General features: G+C 53.5%; 16 protein-coding genes. 5 read left to right on the forward strand and 11 right to left on the reverse strand.

Annotated elements, in window-relative coordinates; translation table 11 throughout:
• Positions 1–90: 90 nt before the first annotated feature.
• From TH3_RS15150 to TH3_RS15170, 5 genes are all read right to left on the reverse strand, one after another.
• Positions 91–945 carry a MipA/OmpV family protein gene (locus tag TH3_RS15150; RefSeq protein ID WP_007091150.1) on the reverse strand — a complete coding sequence of 285 codons (855 nt, stop codon included), beginning with the start codon at positions 943–945 and terminating at the stop codon, positions 91–93.
• Positions 946–1,074: 129 nt separating this feature from the next.
• Positions 1,075–2,268, reverse strand: coding sequence for a helix-turn-helix domain-containing protein (locus tag TH3_RS15155; protein ID WP_007091151.1), 1,194 nt, complete (start codon positions 2,266–2,268; stop codon positions 1,075–1,077).
• Between the two features lie 41 nt (positions 2,269–2,309).
• Positions 2,310–3,533 carry an AraC family transcriptional regulator gene (locus tag TH3_RS15160; protein ID WP_007091152.1) on the reverse strand — a complete coding sequence of 408 codons (1,224 nt, stop codon included), beginning with the start codon at positions 3,531–3,533 and terminating at the stop codon, positions 2,310–2,312.
• Positions 3,534–3,536: 3 nt separating this feature from the next.
• On the reverse strand, positions 3,537–4,787 hold the full coding sequence (locus tag TH3_RS22465; protein ID WP_007091153.1) for an AraC family transcriptional regulator: 1,251 nt from the start codon (positions 4,785–4,787) through the stop codon (positions 3,537–3,539).
• 112 nt (positions 4,788–4,899) lie between these two features.
• Positions 4,900–5,130, reverse strand: a complete 231-nt coding sequence (locus tag TH3_RS15170) for a hypothetical protein (protein WP_139328285.1) — start codon at positions 5,128–5,130, stop codon at positions 4,900–4,902.
• A 251-nt stretch (positions 5,131–5,381) separates the two neighbouring features.
• Here TH3_RS15170 and TH3_RS15175 point away from each other — a divergent pair, with 251 nt between their 5' ends.
• From TH3_RS15175 to TH3_RS15195, 5 genes are all read left to right on the forward strand, one after another.
• Positions 5,382–7,016 carry a peptide ABC transporter substrate-binding protein gene (locus TH3_RS15175; protein ID WP_007091155.1) on the forward strand — a complete coding sequence of 545 codons (1,635 nt, stop codon included), beginning with the start codon at positions 5,382–5,384 and terminating at the stop codon, positions 7,014–7,016.
• A gap of 78 nt (positions 7,017–7,094) precedes the next feature.
• Positions 7,095–8,021 (forward strand): oligopeptide ABC transporter permease OppB, encoded by a 927-nt coding sequence (oppB, locus tag TH3_RS15180; RefSeq protein ID WP_007091156.1) that lies wholly within the window; start codon positions 7,095–7,097, stop codon positions 8,019–8,021.
• 23 nt (positions 8,022–8,044) lie between these two features.
• Positions 8,045–8,926 (forward strand): ABC transporter permease subunit, encoded by an 882-nt coding sequence (locus TH3_RS15185; RefSeq protein ID WP_052268426.1) that lies wholly within the window; start codon positions 8,045–8,047, stop codon positions 8,924–8,926.
• A 4-nt stretch (positions 8,927–8,930) separates the two neighbouring features.
• Positions 8,931–9,902, forward strand: coding sequence for an ABC transporter ATP-binding protein (locus TH3_RS15190; RefSeq protein ID WP_007091158.1), 972 nt, complete (start codon positions 8,931–8,933; stop codon positions 9,900–9,902).
• On the forward strand, positions 9,899–10,903 hold the full coding sequence (locus TH3_RS15195) for an ABC transporter ATP-binding protein (protein WP_007091159.1): 1,005 nt from the start codon (positions 9,899–9,901) through the stop codon (positions 10,901–10,903). Before TH3_RS15190 ends, TH3_RS15195 begins: the two co-directional genes overlap by 4 nt.
• A gap of 74 nt (positions 10,904–10,977) precedes the next feature.
• Here TH3_RS15195 and TH3_RS22470 read toward each other — a convergent pair whose 3' ends face one another.
• The 6 genes from TH3_RS22470 to ada form a co-directional block, all read right to left on the reverse strand.
• Complete coding sequence (locus TH3_RS22470) at positions 10,978–12,531, reverse strand: trypsin-like peptidase domain-containing protein (RefSeq protein WP_007091160.1); 1,554 nt, start codon at positions 12,529–12,531, stop codon at positions 10,978–10,980.
• A 64-nt stretch (positions 12,532–12,595) separates the two neighbouring features.
• Positions 12,596–15,493 (reverse strand): hypothetical protein, encoded by a 2,898-nt coding sequence (locus TH3_RS23080; RefSeq protein WP_233421786.1) that lies wholly within the window; start codon positions 15,491–15,493, stop codon positions 12,596–12,598.
• 166 nt (positions 15,494–15,659) lie between these two features.
• Positions 15,660–16,727: a FecR family protein gene (locus TH3_RS15210; RefSeq protein ID WP_076519654.1), complete on the reverse strand. Its 1,068-nt coding sequence runs from the start codon at positions 16,725–16,727 to the stop codon at positions 15,660–15,662.
• Between the two features lie 9 nt (positions 16,728–16,736).
• Positions 16,737–17,270: an RNA polymerase sigma factor gene (locus TH3_RS15215; protein ID WP_083676753.1), complete on the reverse strand. Its 534-nt coding sequence runs from the start codon at positions 17,268–17,270 to the stop codon at positions 16,737–16,739.
• Between the two features lie 137 nt (positions 17,271–17,407).
• Positions 17,408–18,121, reverse strand: a complete 714-nt coding sequence (locus TH3_RS15220; RefSeq protein ID WP_007091164.1) for a 2OG-Fe(II) oxygenase — start codon at positions 18,119–18,121, stop codon at positions 17,408–17,410.
• Positions 18,118–19,188 (reverse strand): bifunctional DNA-binding transcriptional regulator/O6-methylguanine-DNA methyltransferase Ada, encoded by a 1,071-nt coding sequence (gene ada, locus TH3_RS15225; RefSeq protein ID WP_233421787.1) that lies wholly within the window; start codon positions 19,186–19,188, stop codon positions 18,118–18,120. Before ada ends, TH3_RS15220 begins: the two co-directional genes overlap by 4 nt.
• Positions 19,189–19,360: the final 172 nt, after the last annotated feature.

Genomic DNA, 19,360 nt, shown 5'->3' on the forward strand with positions numbered 1-19,360 from the left:
AAGGCGAGTCGGCCCACTGGACGTGACCGACCCGCCAGAAACCGGCCGCCTGAATTTGGGGGGCAGGAGACCGGTGCCTGAACCCAAAGGTCAGAAGTTGTAAACCAGACCCAGACCGATGCTGTAAACATAGTCATCATCAATCAACGGGCTGTCAGTATAGCTGTCAGGCAGCAATTCCACCCCACCGGTTCCAAGCAGAACGATACTTTCGGTAATCGGATAGGTCACAGAAACGTCAAGATGCGGGATAAAGGCAGCATCCGCGTCATAGACGGCCCGGTCACTTCTGACTTCGGTGCCGCTGACACCGACATGGTAGTTTGCCAGCTTATCGCTTTGCCAGCGTACCCCGCCACCCCAGTCGAATGTTACATTCTGCAGATCCATCGGGATGGTATAGGTGAGGTCAAGTTCATGACCGTCATGGGCGTCATTCAGATCAGTCAGGTAATAGGCCCCGACTTCCCCGCGCCACAGGCGGCTGGTGAAACCGATCCCGGCCTCATAGGCCATATCGCGCTCTTTCATGCCACGCAGATATTCACTATCGCCATTTTCAAACGGCTTCATGCGAAGCGCACCAAGTACGTCAAGACTGGCGAATTCATTTTGCCATGCGGTGACAGATATCCCGTCGGTCCCGATATGCAGCCGATCCGCATCATAGGCCAAAAGCGGCAAAGGATCTAAATCGACGCTGTCCGCACCACGATAAGGATTGCTTTCAACCTGGCCATATGCCCCGAACTGCCATACCCCACCAAGCCAGGGATCAGCAGCTTCATCTTGTTTGGGGTTAACCTCTTCGCGCAGGACGTCCCTTGTACCTTGCTGCGCATTGGCCGACGTACTGATGACGAGCATAAGCGCACTTGCACACAATCCGGCCCCCAACAGGATCAAACCGTTCCCGACCAGATTTGAAACTTTATAAAAATTCATTTTGTCCGATCACCCTTGTATCAGTTTTGGTGACCCGACAATGCAGTGTCGTTCTGTGTCTGGCGTCCGGCTCTGTATCTTCGAACCTGATCTATGCGATCAAAAGGTACGAATGCGCATTCGGACGCGTTAAGTATTTGTATTTAATGAATTCTCATCTCGGTACGCACTGGGCGTTTTGCCGATGATTTTCTTGAAGGCCAGATTGAAAGTCGATTTGGAATTAAACCCGACACTGATGGCGATATCGAGGATCGTGCGATCCGGCTCCTTGATCAGAAGGCGGGATGCCTCGTATGTACGGACCTCGTTGACGAAATCAAAGAAGCTTTTGCCAAGATGCTGGTTCAGCACATAGGAAAGCTGATTGGGTGTCACCCCAACAGCATTCGCGAGCTTTGGCATGGTCAGAAGCGGATCAAACATCAGCTCGCGTGCCGCCACGATGCGGTCCAGTTTTGCCCCTATTCGGCTGACATCTTCGGGATCAACCACATTGCGCGCCAGACCGGGTCTGGGCCTTTTTCCATCACTCTCGCCGGTGTTTTCAACCTCGTCGCGTTCAGGCTGTACGAACAATGCCGGATTGGCGGCAATAACGTGACACATCCGAAAGAACACCAGAACAAAGGTCGCCTTCACACACAGAACCAGCCATTCACTGCGTGAAACGATGGTATCGAAAAGACTGATCAGCGTGAAAAGGGTGAAAATCACACTCAACCCGACGAGCAGTTCGAGAATCCAGCGCCTTAGCCCTTTCTGATCGACTTCAAGCTGCCGATGGGCATCTTTCAAATACCGGACCGCAACATGCCAGATCCGGAACATATAGATCGCAAATTGCAGACAGAAGATCGCGATCAACATCATCAGCAGCAGATTAAAGACGTTGCCCTGACTGAAATCGAGATTGATGCGGACGTCGGAAACAGCCGTGTCCGACCGCGAAAGACTGGCATGCAGCAGAAAAACGACCCAGACCATGACCGCCGACACCGGAAGCATGATTGCAAAATGCCATGCCGGTTTTGCGGATGGATTGCCTGATATCTCCCGGAAATAAAGATAGATTGCCGGAATGAAGGCGAAAAAGAAGGGTGTAACAAGTGGTGTCAGATACAGGTTCACAAGTGGGGGGACGATGGTATCGACAATATCATCGATAAAGCCCATGCCGACAGCCACCGCAAACATCATCAGCCATCGATTTGCTCGAAATGCGCGTTTACCCTCGCCCTGCAAAAGAATAATCAGAAAAACGGCCTGAACCGCGCCAAGTGCCGCAATCAGCAGCAGCAGCAAATCGATTGTTTCAAACATTCATATGCCCGTCATTTGCGACGATAAAGATTACAGCAGCGCTAAAGTACGGGGTTACGCCGCGACAGGGTCTCCGATCGGTAAACACTTGGCGTTTTGCCGGTGATTTTCTTAAAAGCCAGATTGAAGGTTGATTTGGAATTAAAACCAACACTGGTTGCGATATCAAGGATGGTGCGATCCGGCTCGTTTACCAAAAGGCGGGATGCCTCGCCGGTTCGAACTTCGTTGATGAAGTCAAAGAAGCTTTTGCCAAGATGCTGGTTCAGCACATAGGAAAGCTGGTTAGAGGTTGCACCGACTGCATTTGCAAGCTTTGGCAGGCTGACAAGAGGATCGAAAAGCAGGTCGCTTCTGGTCCTGATGGCGTCAAGCCGTTTACAAATTCTGCTGATTTCATCGGCATCCACCAAGTTGCGAGGTGCAAACCTGGTTTGCCTCGACCCGGTTGCCGTGAAATCACGGGCATCTTCATCCATTGCCATCTCTTGCGCCCCGTCCCATTCCGCCTGAACGAACAAAGCCGGGTTGTGCGCAATCACGTGGCACATACGAAAGAATACGAGCGCGAACGCCCCCTGTACAAGGGTCGTCAGCCATTGGCTATCGGTAATGAAAATATCGACAATCGTCGTTGCGGTAAAAATCAGAAAAATCAGGCTGATGCCAGTCAGCAGTTCCGTCACCCAGCGGCGCAGAACGCGCTGATCCGCACCGAGTTGTTCACCCGCCTGCCGCAGATAGCCAATCGCAACCCGCCAGATTTTGACCATATAGCCAAACAACTGGACATAAAGCGCAATAATGATTGTCAGCAGGATCGCAGCCACAGGCAAATGACTTTCAATATCGGTATCCAGTTCGAAATCGATTTCTCCGCCAATGTCGCCCGGAAGTATACGGGTGCGCATTATGTGTACCGCGACCGCCGTCAGGATGGCGACCGGCACCAGAATGACGAAATGCCCCCCCGGATAGCGCACGGGACGGTCAGCAATTTCGCGAAAATACAAGTAGATAGATGGCAAAAAAACAAATGTGACCGGTACAAAAATAATTGCCAGATACAGAATATAAAGCGGCGAGAGGAAGACATCGCTGATGTCTTCGACAAAGCTTGCGCAGGCGGTCAACGAGAACACCAGCAACCAGCGATTCGCACGAAATGCGCGTTTGCCCTCGTGCCGCAACAGCAGCATCAGGAATGCGGCCTGTGCAAGGCCGACTGCAGCAATAAGCAAAAGAACGATTTCGGACGTATCCATTCTTTATCCTGATGGTCGCTGTCTGTTGTTAACCGGGGCCGACGACAGCATCCCCAACAATTCCGGGGCGGTCGTGTGCGTATCTGCAGCAACTCGGTATTTGCTTGGTGTTGTACCGGTTACACGCCTAAACGCAAGATTGAAGGTGGATTTTGAATTGAACCCGACGGCCATGGCAATATCAAGAACCGGTCGATTTGGCTCGGCAAGAAGCAAGCGAACAGCTTCTTCGATCCGGACGGTATTGACGAATTCAAAGAAGCTTTGGCTTAGATGCCGGTTCAGGACAAAGGATAACTGATTAGGCGTTGCCCCAACCGCGCTTGCCAGTTTGGGCATCGTCAGAAGCGGATCAAACATCAAATTACGTTCGGTGCGCAGAACATCAAGGCGTTTTCGGATGCGTTCACTTTCGTCGGTATCGACCAGCGAACGTAGTGGTTCATGATCTTTGTCAGCGAGATCGGTCAGCGGGTCGACCGACAGGTGCACAACCTTTGCTGGAATGGTATTGAACGGCTGGCTTGCGACCAGAAAACTCAGCCGCATCACTATGCACAGGAACACGAAATTCATCACCGACCCCGCCCAGTAAAGGCTTTCGGTCCACCACTGAATTATCTGAATACCGGCAAAAACGACGAAGGCCAGATGCAGGCTTCTTACGACATTGCCGATCCATTGCCGCTTGGCCAGGCTTTGCTCAGTTCCCTGTTTTGTCAATTCCGTCGCAAAGGACCGGGCGGCACGCCACATCATGAGATGATAAGTGCCGACATAAACAAAAAACGCCGTCATGATGGCAACCACAAACCAGGACAGCGCCGGATCGGTTTCAAATGTCAGATGGATAGGCGCACCGGAAGAAATTTCATCGCCATATCTGGCAAAGACCGAGGCGGTCAGAATACTCGAAAAGACCATACCGACCAGAAGCGATACAAAATGCCACCAGCCGTTGGATACCCAACGCCCGGCAACAGTGCGAACATAAAGAAAGATTGCCGGACCAAGTGCAAGATAGGCGCTGAAAAGTAGCGGTTCGGTCATCAGCGCGATTTCAGTTCCGAACAGCAGAAATACCGCATCTCGAAGGAAAATCAGCGCAAAGCACAGTATGAAGATATAGAGCCAGCGATTAGCATAGAGGGCAGATGGCCCTTCTTGGCGCAAGAGCAGAATAAAGAAACCGGCCTGAGAAATACCAAGTATGGCAACCATCAGGGCCGCCAGATCAAACGGGCTTAAAGGCATCTTTCGGTCGCATTTGTTGATAAAGGAAATCTGCAAAACAGCGTACGCAAAAACCCGTAGCCTGAATGACGATGTTTCTCAACGGCAATTTTTTGAATTCACGCTTGTTTCATCAAGCTGCCATGACGCGATACCGGGCCTGTATTCCGAAATCTTTTAACGCGCGAAAATGTAACCAGAGCACGCCCATTTTCGCGCCAAGATATTGAAATCGCCTGAATTGCCGAAAAATAATGCAGAAAATCACAAAGCCCGATTCGTGATCACCGAATTTGGCGGCCAACCCTTTGAATGTGAACTGTTTCACTTTTTGCGCATATAGCCGCAAGGCGCGACGCGACAATCACCATTACATGCAAAACGTTTTACAGGCGAAAGTTGCAGGCTTCCTCAGCCGTAGAACAATCTGCTATTTCCGAATAATACGCAAGATAACACCACAAAACGACTACAATCACGCAAAAAAACACCATTTATTTCAAATTTGTGGAATCGTGACTTGCAGATCACGCATGTCAGTCTCAGTATTTTTGCGTACGTACTTTCAGGGAGTACGTCGGCAACAAAGCAAAATAGATGAGGGAGACATTACAGATGTCACAAAACGCGAAGACCGCAAATGGTCTCGTGAAGGGATTGCTTAATTCCTCGCGGGCCTTTGTGCTGGGTACGGCATTGCTTGCCGGTTCCATGACCATGCTGTCCACCACACATGCACAGGCTGAAAAAATCCTGCGCGTCGGCAATGACGGCGAACCGCAATCAATGGACCCGCATTTCATTTCGACGGTTCAGACCAGCCGCCTGTCGGATGATATGTTTCTGGGTCTTCTGACATATGGCCCGGATGGTGAACCGGTGCCAGGTGCCGCTGAAAGCTGGACCGTTTCTGACGACGGCATGACCTATAGCTTTAAAATTCGCGATCACAACTGGTCGGACGGCGTGCCGGTAACTGCCGGTGATTTTGTCGCGGGCTGGAACCGCCTGCTTGACCCGGCGACCGGTGCGGAATACGCATCCCTGCTTTATATCATCGAGGGTGCCGAGGCTGTTAACAGTGGCAAGGAAGGCGCGAAACTCGCGGCCACCGCCCTGGATGATAAAACCTTGCAGGTCAAACTGACTGCGCCAGCCCCTTATTTCCTGGCACAACTTACCCACCAGACCGCCTTCCCGATCCCGCAGCATGCGATTGCCAAATTTGGCAAAGACTGGGTGAAACCGGAAAATATCGTGGTGAACGGTCCGTACAAACTGACCGAATGGCTGCCGAACGTTCATTCCAAGCTTGAAAAGAATCCGGAATTCTATGACGCAGCCAATGTGCCGATCGACGAGGTGATCTATTACACCTATGAAGATCGCACCGCGATGCAGAACCGTTTCCGTGCAGGCGAACTTGATGTCGCACGCGACATCGCGTCCGAACAGATTTCCTGGCTTCGCGATAACCTTGCCGATAGCCTGCGCATCGCACCGTATGCCGGTATCTATTACTATGCGATCCGTACCGACAAGGACATGTTCAAGGATGTCCGTGTCCGCAAAGCCCTGTCGATGGCGATCAACCGCGAAGCCATTACGGACTCGGTTCTGAAAACCGGTGAACTTCCGGCCTATTCCTTTGTTCCGCCCGGAACCGGTAATTACGGCGAGCCAGCCTACATTTCGTGGAAAGGCCTTTCCTATAATGAAAAGCTCGAAGAAGCCAAAAAGCTTCTGGCCGAGGCCGGTTACGGTCCTGACAATCCACTTAAATTCACCCTGCGCTACAACACGTCTGAAAACCACAAGCGCATCGCGATTGCGGCCCAGAACATGTGGAAGCAGATCGGCGTTCAGGCCGAGCTGTTCAACACCGAAGGCAAAATCCACTATGCCGATCTGAAGGTCGGTAACTTTGAAGTGGCACGTGCGGGCTGGATTGCCGATTACAACGACGCGCAGAACTTCCTGTTCCTCGGCGAAGACCGGACCGGGCCGCTGAACTATGCGGCTTTTGATAACCCGCGGTACAACGAACTGATGCTGGAAGCCGAAAAGGAAGGCGACCTGAAAAAGCGTGCCGGCCTTATGAAGCAGGCCGAAGCCATCATGATGGAAGCACAGCCTTACATCCCGATTTACTACTATGTCTCGAAACAGCTCGTCTCACCGAAGATCGAAGGCTGGATCGATAACGCCCCGGATCGCCACCTAACCCGCTGGCTCGACATCAAAGAGTAAACGCCGGAGACTTTGCCGCAGGTCCGGATCACGGACCTGCGGCAACTCATCGGCCCCCAATGGGGATGAGAGAGAATTATGTTATCTTACGCCATCCGGCGCCTGATGATCGCGATCCCAACGCTGTTCGTCGTGATCACGGTTGCCTTTTTCATGATGCGCATTGCACCAGGCGGACCGTTCGATCAGGAACGTGCCCTGCCCCCGGAAATCGAAAAAAACATCAAGGCCGCCTATGACCTTGATAAGCCGCTGCTTGAACAATACACGATCTATATCGGCAAAATCCTGCGTGGTGACTTTGGCCCGTCGATCAAAATTCGCGATTTTTCCGTCGCGGAACTGATCATGGCTGGTGCCCCGGCATCGATGCAGCTTGGTCTGTCGGCGATCTTTCTGGCGCTGATATTCGGGGTTGGCTTTGGCACCTATGCCGCCCTTCGACAGAATAGTGTGGTTGATTTTGCGGTAATGGGCGTTGCCATGGTCGGCATTGCCATCCCGAACTTTGTCATGGCGCCGCTTCTGTCGCTGGTGTTTGGCCTGTATCTTTCGATCCTGCCAACGGCAGGTTGGGGAGACGGCGAAATTCAATACAAGATATTGCCGATCATCGCCCTTGCCCTGCCACAAGTCGCTTATATCGCGCGCCTGACGCGCGGGTCGATGGTCGAAGTCCTCCATTCCAATTACATCCGCACTGCACGCGCCAAAGGTTTGCGTGAAAAGCTTGTCGTCAACCGGCATGCGATCCGCGGCGCGCTTTTGCCTGTCGTATCCTATCTGGGACCGGCAACCGCGGCGGTGATGACCGGCTCTGTGGTCATCGAAACCATCTTTGGCGTGCCCGGTATCGGGACCTATTTCGTCAAGGCAGCGCTTAACCGCGACTACCCGCTGGTGATGGGTGTGGTCATTGTCTATGCGGTGATGATCATCCTTCTGAATTTCCTGGTCGACATGGTCTATGGCCTGCTCGATCCCAAGCTGAAGTCACGCTCATGATGAACAAGGATCAAAAAACAGCTATGCTTCAGGCGGCAGGCACCGCCGGAGAGATCGAGGGTCGCAGCCTGTGGCGCGATGCCCGTATTCGCCTGTTTCGCAACAAGGCAGCCGTCGGGTCGATGATCATTCTGGCCATCATTACTCTTATGGCGATTTTCGCCCCGCTGCTCAGCCCGTTTGAATACGACCAGATCGACTGGGGCTATATTCAGGAAGGTCCGAACTGGGAAAACGGCCATATCCTTGGCACGGATGGCAATGGCCGCGATATTTTCATTCGTATTCTTTACGGTGCGCGTGTGTCGCTTGCAGTCGGCCTGCTGGCAACAGCGGTGTCGCTCGTGATCGGGGTGACCTATGGCGCGGTTGCAGGTTATTTCGGCGGCCGGATCGACAATATCATGATGCGGTTTGTCGATGTGCTTTATTCCCTGCCCTTCATGTTCTTTGTGATCATGCTGATGGTGGTGTTTGGCCGGAACATTTTCCTGATTTTCGTCGCCCTTGGTGCGGTTGAATGGCTGACCATGGCGCGGATTGTCCGCGGTCAGACGCTTTCGATCCGACGGCGCGAATTCATCGAAGCCGCGCATGCCACCGGTGTTTCGAACTTCAAGATCATTTTCCGCCATGTGATCCCCAACGTTCTGGGGCCGGTCATTGTTTACATGACGCTGACCATTCCGCAGGTGATCCTGACCGAAAGCTTCCTGTCGTTCCTGGGCCTTGGCGTGCAGGAGCCGCTCACAAGCTGGGGCGTTCTGATTTCCGAAGGGGCGAAAGTGATCGAAGCAGCGACCTGGATGCTGATTTATCCGGCGATCTTCCTGGCACTGACGCTGTTCTGTTTCAACTTCATCGGCGACGGATTGCGCGACGCCCTTGATCCGAAGGACAGATAGGCACATGACAAATCATATTCTGACTGTTGAAAACCTGCGTGCCCGCTTCCAGACCCCCGACGGCGAGGTCGAGGCTGTCAACGATGTGAACTTCCATATCGATCCGGGCGAAACACTTGGCGTTGTGGGGGAGTCCGGATCGGGCAAAACCCAGATTTTCCTTGCCGTGATGGGTCTTCTTGCCAAAAACGGCAAGGCCACAGGTACGGTGCGCTACAAGGATAAGGATATCCTCAATATCCCGTCACGCCAGCTTAACAAAATACGCGGTGTGACGATGTCGATGATCTTTCAGGATCCGATGACGTCGCTTAACCCGTTCCTCAAAATCTCCAGACAGATGACCGAGGTACTGGTGGAACATCGCGGCATGTCCGAAGGCGATGCGCTTAAACGCGCGATCAACATGCTTGATCGTGTCGGTATTCCGGGTGCGGCCCAGCGCGTGCATATGTATCCGCATGAATTTTCCGGCGGCATGCGCCAGCGCGTGATGATTGCCATGGCGTTGCTGTGCGACCCCGAAGTCCTGATTGCAGACGAGCCAACCACCGCCCTTGATGTGACGGTGCAGGCACAGATCCTTGATCTGCTGCGCGATCTTAAAAAGGATTTCAATACGGCCATTGTCATGATCACCCATGATCTTGGCGTGGTGGCAGGCCTGTGTGACCGGGTGATAGTAATGTATGGCGGGCGGATTGTCGAAACCGGTTCGGTGCGTGACATTTTCTATGACAGCCATCATCCCTATACCGAGGGGCTTTTGAAATCGATGCCGCGCATCGACACGGCAAGCGAAGAACACATGTTTGCCATCCCCGGACAACCGCCTAACCTGCAAAACCTGCCAAAGGGATGTGCCTATCAGGAACGCTGCGCCTATGTGATGGATCGATGCTGTGTTTCCCGCCCAAGCCTGTTTGGCTTTGACGATGGTCGCGCCAGTGCCTGCTTCCGGGAGGACGGTCAATGAATGCGATCCGTAAAAAGAAAAACGTCCCGATCCTGTCGGTTCGTGACCTTAAGGTTCACTTTTCCCTGCCGGGCAAGGGATTTTTTGGGGCAGAACGCCAGCTTAAGGCCGTCGACGGGATCGATTTCGATCTGTATCCCGGCGAAACGCTTGGCATTGTGGGCGAATCCGGTTGTGGAAAATCGACCCTTGGCCGTGCGATCCTGCAACTGATCCCGCCGACCGACGGGCAGGTCGTGTGGCTGGGGCGGGATATTGTCGGCGCCCCCCATCGCGAAATGCAGCCGCTACGCCGGGACCTGCAGATCATTTTTCAAGACCCGCTGGCTAGCCTTAACCCGCGCATGACGATTGGCGAGATCATCGCCGAGCCGCTTGTGACCCACAAATCCGAACTGGGTAAGGACGAAATCAAGGCGCGCGTTAAACGCATGATGGCGCGCGTCGGGCTTTTGCCACAGATGATCAACCGCTATCCGCATGAATTTTCGGGCGGCCAGTGCCAGCGTATCGGCATTGCACGCGCGATGATCCTCGAACCGAAACTGATCATTTGTGACGAGCCGGTGTCAGCACTTGATGTATCGATACAGGCACAGATCGTAAACCTGTTGCAGGAATTGCAGCGCGAATTTGATCTGTCGATGATTTTCATCAGCCACGATCTTTCAATTGTGCGCCATATCTGCCACCGCATATTGGTGCTGTATCTCGGCAATCTTATGGAGCTGGCCGACCGCGACAGCATCTATGCCAACCCAAAACATCCCTACACCAAGGCGCTGATTTCCGCAGTTCCGATCCCGGACCCCGAGATTGAACGCACCAAGGAACGCATCGTGCTGACCGGTGATTTGCCCAGCCCGATCAACCCGCCATCGGGTTGCGTGTTCCGCACCAGATGTCCGTTTGCCAAGGATGTCTGCGCGACCGATGTCCCGACCGTTGACACAGTCAACGATCACCATCGGGTGGCCTGCCATTTCCACGAACGGATGTAGGAGGGCAACCTCCCTTTGCACCACCCAAACTTAGTCGGGCCGTCTTGCGACGGCCCGTTTTTTGTTTGGATCGCTCAGTAGTCTTCAAGATCAACCATGCTCAGCGTATCGATGATCTTTGTGCGATCCTGACCATCACGTTTGAAATAGACAAGCGCATAGGGTGCGTTGCTTTCAAGCGCCTGCCCCATCACGGCTTCGAACTCCTCGGGTGTGGAAATCTCGGTATCATTGATCCGGGTAATGAAATCACCCTTTGTAAATCCAGCCTGATCGCCTTGCCCCATCTTTTCCATCCGATCAACGACAAGCCCCTTCGTGCCAACGGGTAAATCCAGTTTTTCCCATGCCTTTTCATTAGCCGGAACCAGTTCGAGGCCCATGACTTTCTTCCGACCATCATCCTTCGGCGTTTTACCAAGAATCTTGTCGCGTTCGGCCTGGCGGCGGCGGCTTTTGGCTTCGTCCATATCGCCGGGGATCATCGTAAAGCTTTTAAATCCACCATCGCGCCAGACGGTAACGGTCGTTTCACCTTTTGCCTCCGCCGCCTGCATGCGGAAATGCAGGCGCGATGTGACCGTTTCGCCATTCACCGCAACAATCACATCTCCTGCACGAATACCTGCTTGATAGGCCGGTTCGTCATCGGGGGCCCGGTGGATCAACATTCCCTCGTCATGGTCCATCCCCAGAAGCTTGCCGATGCCCGGCTTGACTTCAGAATAGGCAATCCCGAACCATCCGCGTTTGATTTCACCATCTTTGACAAGCAGATCAATGATCCCCTGCGCATGTTCAGCCGGGATGGAGAAGGCCAGCCCCTCGTTCCCGCCAGAGCGGGTATAAAGCGCGGAGTTAACGCCAACGACCTTGCCATCCATCGACAGAAGCGGCCCGCCGGAATTGCCCTTGTTTACCGCGGTATCGGTTTGCAAATAAGGGTTATATTCCCCTTTGGATAGCTGGCGCTGCTTGCCCGAAATCACCCCGGTGGTCAGACTTTGATCAAAGCCATAGGGATAACCAAGCGCAAAAACCGGATCTCCGATACGGATCGCATGCGAGTTGCCCCATGAAAGCGGCTTAACATTTTCAGGCATTTCAACACGAAGGACGGCGAGGTCGGTCAGAAAATCCTTCCCCACCAGATCAGCGCGAACACGACGACCATCTTTCAAAACAACTACAAAACGCGCACCATCGCGGACCACATGCTCGTTGGTAACAATCAGGCCGTCATCGGTAATGAAAAAACCAGTCCCGGTCGACGCATTGCGCTTTTTTTTCTGCCAGTCGTATTTGGGTTCATCGCCCTTTTCGCTTTCCTTGTTCTTTTCATCGCGATCATTGCGATCTTCATCTTCGTCCTGATCGCCACGTTCGTTCGGCGGCAGATAGAAATCCTCGCCGTTTTCCTTTTTCTCCCGTTCTTCGGCGACGATCTCGGCATAGCTTTTCTTGATGACATTGATGCGAACAACGCCAAGTGAAACAGCGTCGTAAACTTCGGCAAGGTCTTTGTCGGACAATGCCATGCTTGCCTGTTCTGCCATTGCATGAACGGGGACAAGGCTTGATGTGGCAAGCATCGCGGCAAACAGGGTCGCGGTCAGGGTTCTTTTCATATTATCGATCTCACAAGCAGGTTTGGCCGGGGCCCAAAGCCCCGACAGGATTAACGCGGAATTTTCAGTAGGTGTAAGTCAGTCCGAGCCAAACTGTCCGGCCCTTGCGGTAGGGGGTAGATGACGCAAGCGTATGGGCGCCGCCGCGGTTCAGAACATTCTCGATGGAAGCATTAAGGCTCAGAACACCCTTTTCCCGGCTGATAATGTCGTAATCAAGCGTCATATCCAGATCGAAACGCGCCTTGGCGTCGCCGTCCTCATAGACATCATAGGTCGCGCCATTGATGGTGGTATTCGATCCGCTGTCATCTATCGTGGAATAGGACAAGGTGTATCGCCCGGTTAGTCCGGTACGCAGGCGATTGTCATCAAAACTCGAAAACAGGCTGGCGTTAAAGAAGACCGGCTCGTCCAGATTACCGGTCAGGATCGACAGATCCGTGGTCGATATGATCTTGCCGTTATAGACCACACTTTCGCTGTCATCACTGGTCAGGAAGTAACTGTTGTTGGAAGTTCTGCGTTCGGAATATTGGCCATTGATATTGAACACATGACGCCCGCCGAACGGCCCGGAACCAATTCCCCTGCTCCATTCTGCGGAATAGGAGGTGTAGAGGCTGGAGCCCTCATTCGACAGATTATATTCGGTTGTTCCGGTGTCATCGGTGGCACGCGAAAACTGGTCACGGCCTTTTCTTTCCAGCCATTTCAATCGTGTCACCCCGCCAAGAAACGGCAGAGGGAATGAAACGGACGCTGTCTGTTCGTCGGAAAAGGGGGTGCTCAAACCTGAACCGGAAAATGACCGCTTTATCCCGGATGACGAGGCTGTCCAGTCATCATAGAAAATAGATGAACCCGGAGTGGTGGTGGTATCAGCAGTCCGCGTTTCACTGATGGTCGCCGGGGTTGCATCCTGAAAGGCGTAACTCAGCATGTTTGCTGCGTAATAGCGGTTCCACCCCGCATTGAAGCTGATATCCCAGTCCGTGTAGTAGGTCGCGTTGAAGCGCGGAGCCAGATTGGTATTGCCAAGATATGTGTCGTGTTCAAGCCGTGCACCCGGCCTGAATTCCAGCTCGCCGAAAGGAACATGGTCAAAAAGCAGCGTATATTCATTATAAAGGGCTGTACTTACGAAACTGACGCTTCCTTCGAACGCCTGATATTTTGTCCGACGCCGGTTCGCCTGATCACCATCATCACAGAATATGTCATCGGCACTCGCGCAAACCACGTTGGTGCCAGTAGTTCGGGTAGTTGCATAATACGCATCGGCAGAACGTTCTCGTGTTCCGCTCAGACGATGGATATCCGCACCGAGCAGAAAGTTCGTTCCAAAAATATCGCCGGTAAGGTCGGCGGTATAACCGACATCTTGCTGGGTCTGGGACAGGTCTCCGTACCAGCCGGTCACACATGTACTGGCATCACACAGATCGGCATATTGTGACCCGGCCACAGTCGTACTGATCTGTCGGCGTACATTGCTTTCGGAATCACGTGCATTTTCTGATGAATTGAAGGACAGCTTCGTATCGAGAAACAGATTGGAAACCCCGTAGCCATCATATTCAAACGGCTTTTCGAGCCCGACATAGGTGGTTAGGCCAGTGCCAATGATATCCATCCTGCTGTCATAGTTTTCCGATGCTTCCCATTCCTGGGCATAGGGCGCGTAAACGATCTGGGTCGTAATCGCGGCCCCCGTATCACTTTCGTAACGCAGTTTGCCAAGCACGTTGTCGGCTTCAGTGCTGGTCGTGACCTGTCGACCATAATAGTCATCGCCAGCAGTCTTGGTCGTCTCGGCGGTACGCCGACCGGCAGAAACCAGCATGCCCCAATTATCATTGATCGGTGTGCTGGCAGACGCTGAATAGAACCATTTTTCATAAATCGGCTCTTTGGCAGCAGCATCAGGAGTCTCTTCGGATTTCAGATGATAATCGTTCCAGTTCGAGCCGCCGCGTTTGATACTTGCCCCGAATGTCGGTTCATTTGACGGATTCTTGACCTTGTAATTGACGACCCCGCCCTGGAACCCACCGTATTTCGCTGACACATTACTGTCGATGATTTCGGCCTGCTCAAGAATATTTGAGTCCACATAGACAGTCTGTGGATGCAAGCCATGGAGGGTGTCTGCGTTGATCGTATTGTCATCATCTTCTGGCATGTTTGAGTCGTTGTAATTCGACTCAGTTCCGCCAAAGGAATTGATCCCGACCCCATCAAGCATGAAGTTGTTCTGATCGACCCCAGCCCCGGATATGCTGATATTTTGTGGACGCAAGTCCTGTTCGGCAGTTGCGGTTGCCCCTTCTTCACCGCGCTGCCCTGCGATCACATACTGGACATTCGGATTGGCGCGAAAAATCTTGTTCGGGTCACTGTCACCTTGGACCACGGCACCAATCATATCCTCGCCATAGACCGTTGATCCACTGGCGGCACCGGTTCCTAGTTGAAAGGTCGGTGTACGGTTGGCACTGACCGAAATCGGGGCCGTAACAATTTCTGCATCCTGCGACTGGTTGGACAATTTCGGGGAAATCACCAGAACGCCGTCGGCAACGGCAAAAGTAACTTCCGTACCTTCCAGCATCCGCAGCAAGGCATTTTCAATGCTGAAATCACCAATCACCGCCTGACCGTTCATCGCAAGGTTGGTACCATCCTGCACCGAAAACGGAATACCGGCCTGCTGTGATAGTTGTTCCAGCGCACGCATTAGCGGCAAGGACGGAATATCAAAACGGTATGAGGGAGATGCTCGTGGTGGAACCGGTGTGTCATCAATAACCGGGTTCTCCTGCGCATGCAGCAAATTCGACGGCGCCACTGCCAGCAAGGCAGAAGACGCAACAGCACAGAACAACAAATCTTTCCATGCCCGGCAATGCCCGGCTTCACTTGTACTGTGGGCGGTATTCTGTTGTCTGGTAGTCTTCATTCGGCACGACCTAATGCAAGTTATTGCGTATCACTCGCATTTAAGGACGTTGCTATAAACAGAAACCGGACATTTTTTTAATGTTTTTATTCAAAGGGGATTTTAACGGGGAATTCGCCTGAAAATGTCGACCAATTGCTGTACGCGCCAGATGTGAAATGCGGCATCAGCGCGCCAGCAGATAATGATCAAACGGCAATTCAATAATTCTTGTGCCGGTGGTTCGGGAAATCAGGTCCAGCGATGCCTTGGCATCGGCAACATTGAACCGACCGCGTATTTCCAGATCGGCAAGACCGGGATCAAGCCAGATTTCCGTTCCGCTCTGGCGGCTTATGGCATGGGCGACATCGGACAGTTTCGCCGATGAAAATACCCGCCATCCGTCCAGAATTTGCATAATATTTTCACCGTCAAAGTCACGCCGTCTTACATCTCCATTCCCCGAAACGGTGACGCCATCACCCGCATGCAGGGTAACTTCGCGGGCTGGTGGGGATTGTTTTTGCACCACCCGGACCGTTCCTTCGGCAACACCAACCTCGCTGGTTTCAGCATCGCCAATCACAACAAAGCGGGTCCCGACAACCACCACACGGCTTTGGGGCGTTGTCAACACAAGCTCCCGGTCCTTGTTCGGTGCGGCAGAAATCACGACCGCCCCCTGATCAAGGACAATATTTCGTTCCTGTTTGGAAAACTCCCAGTATAGCCGGGTGCCACGCGCGAGCTGCAATTCGCTGCCATCGGGCAAAATCTGGCTGACGGGGGTGGTGTTTGCCGCGATATAACCGGGATGATCAGAATGGTCCGCCGGGCGCAGTGTCAGCACGGCAACAAGGATTGCAGCACATAGGGCAACCCCGCCCCAAAATGCCCTTCGAGCAAGTGGCATCCCGGCCGTCACTGGGCGCAGTGACCTGCGCGTGGGGGGGGATATTTTCAACACGCCTGATGCCGTATATGTCCGGGTAGTCGATTCTGGACCAGCGTCAAATTTCCGCAAAATATCGTCGAAATCACGGTCATCAAGAAAAGCCCGGACTGAGCGGGCCGCCTGCTCATGAGCTGTGCTTTGACCGCACCATTTCTGAAACGCTTCATGCGTTTCCGTCCCGGCGATGTCCACACCGTCACGGGCAAGCCACTCCATTGCCTGATCGACAAGACGATCCTGCAAATCGTCCTTTGCGGCTGTCTCCGGATTCTGGCCGGTATAATGGGTGCCGGTCATGGGCATGGCCTAGTCATAGTGTTTCATCAGATCACGACATGTCGTCATCGCACGATAAAGATGTTTCTCGATCGCGGCCTTCGATAATCCGGTCGCAGCAGAAATCTCGTCATGGGTCTTACCATGCAACTTACGCAAGATGAAGACTTCTCTGGATCGCGTTGGCAGGGATGCAATGGCCTGCTCAAACGCTTGCAGACGCTGCCGGTGATAAATCACACTGTCGGCGGGCGGGCGGTCTTCTGCCGCCCATTCCAGCGGATCATGACCTGATTTCAGCTCAACAATATGGCCGGCATTGCGTCGCCTCTGATGATCGCGGATCAAATTGAGAACCACAGTCCGCAGGAATGCCGGCGGATCGTTGATCGGTTCTTCCCGGTCCTTGATCCCGGCAATCCTTACGAAGGCATCCTGCACGATATCCTTCGCCTCGTCCGGATTTCCCAGCTTGCGCATAGCCAGGCGCAGCAAAGACGCGCGTTCCTTTTCAAAGGCGCGAACAAGATTTACCGATATCTGCCGGGATGCGAAAAAGGTCATAAAAACAAACAGGAAGGTGAATTCGTTCCTGCTGACATACACCAGCCGCGCTTAATTGCAAATAGTTATTAATAACCTTTAATAAGCACCACAGCAGCCAGAATGATACCGGCCCAGATCAGTCAGACCCGGATCAGCTATTTGGCATCATGAAAAATGATGCCAAGCGTATGCCGTGACCCGGCGCGCAGGCGGGAAACACCGTGGCGCATATTCACCCGGTACGTTCCGCGCCTGCCCGCCACAGGGCGATGGTGGACGGGGAAAATCACGGCATCGCCTTGCATCAGCGGCACGACCTCGGCGCGGGATTGCATACGCGGACGCTGTTCGGTCAGAACAAATTCGCCGCCTTCAAAATCCGTTTCCGGGTTGCTTAGAAGGATCGCGACCTGCAAAGGAAACACGCAATCGCCGTAAACATCCTGATGCAGGCAATTATAATCCCCTGCCCGATAACGCAGCAAAAGCGGCGTCGGGCGGGTCTGCCCCGCGTCATGGCATTGGGCAACAAACCGGGCGTGATCGCCGGGAAAGTGCCGATCCAGGCCCATCGCCCGGTTCCAGCGGTTGGCAATTTCGGCCAGTGGCGGATAAAGCGATTGCCGCAAACCCGCGATCATATCGGGCAGGGGATAGGCGAAATATTTGTATTCGCCGCGCCCGAACCCGTGCCGAGCCATATGGATATGGCGGCGAAAAGTTTCCGGCTCGTCATAACGCGCGATCAATGCCCGGCATGTGTCCTGATCAATCAGGTGTTCAAGGATCGCACAGCCATGGGTATCAAGTTCGCGGGCATGCTTTTCCCAATCAAGCGATGCGATCCCGTCACGGGTCATCTTGTTCATTCCCCGGCCTCCCCGCTTTCAATATCCAGCAGGGTTTTCTTGCGCTCCACCCCCCAACGATATCCCGAAAGATCGCCATCCTTACGCACCACCCGGTGGCAGGGAATGGCAACCGCGATGCTGTTGGCGCCACAGGCCTGCGCAACGGCGCGGGTAGCAAGCGGAGATCCGATCTTTTCGGCGATTTCGGCGTAGCTTGCCTTTGTCCCGGCCGGAATTTCCGAAAGCGCCTGCCAGACGCGTTGCTGAAAGGCTGTACCGCGAATATCAAGCGGCAGGTAATGACCAAGCTGCGGGGCTTCGACCAGACCGATGATCTGTGCCATCCAGTCCTCGAACGCCGGATCACCACCAATCAGTTCCGCCTTGGGAAAGGCGTCCTCTAACTGACGCACCAGCGCATCGGGGTCATCGCCCAGAAGGATCGTGCAAATCCCCTTGGCGCTTGCCGCGCCAAGGATTGCGCCAAGCGCACATTGCCCTACCGCAAACCGGATTTTTTCGCCCTTGCCCCCCGCGCGATAGCTGCTTGGCGTCATGCCCAGCATCTTGTGTGCGCGTTCATAAAACCGGCTGTTGGAATTGTAACCCGCGTCATAGATCGCCTCGGTCACGGTATTACTGCTGCGTAGTTCCTCGCGTACACGACCGGCCCGGTGGGCGCCAGCATAGGCCTTTGGCGTTACACCGGTAACCGCTTTAAACACCCGGTGAAAGTGAAACCGGCTCATCCCGGCTTGTGTGGCCAGATCATCAAGGCTTGGCATTTCTTCGGCATTACGGATGATTTCGCATGCCGTTTCCACGACATCCGCATTGCGTTCGGCAATCGATGCGGTGTTCGGACGGCACCGTTTGCACGGGCGGAAACCCGCCTGTTCGGCATCATCGCAACTGGCATGAAACGCGACATTTTCCCGGCGCGCCAACCGTGCGCCGCAAGACGGGCGACAATAAACCCCGGTGGTTGCCACCGAATAATAAAACTGCCCATCGGCTTTGCCATCGCGTTTTGCCACGGCCTGCCATTTATCTTCGTCACTGATCCAGCGGATCGTTTTGTTCAATCTCGTCTCCGTCAGCATGGGATGACTCCTTTATCAGAATACAGGGATGCCAAATGCATCCGTTTGACCGGCATTCTGATCGTCCATCCCGTTGGCCGCACTCCGTTCCTTGCTTTCGAATTCGCACCCCACGAAAACCCGTCACATTTACGAATTCAATGCCAATAACCGG

It is taken from the genome of Thalassospira xiamenensis M-5 = DSM 17429, from assembly GCF_000300235.2.
In the GTDB taxonomy this organism is placed as follows: Bacteria; Pseudomonadota; Alphaproteobacteria; order Rhodospirillales; family Thalassospiraceae; genus Thalassospira; species Thalassospira xiamenensis.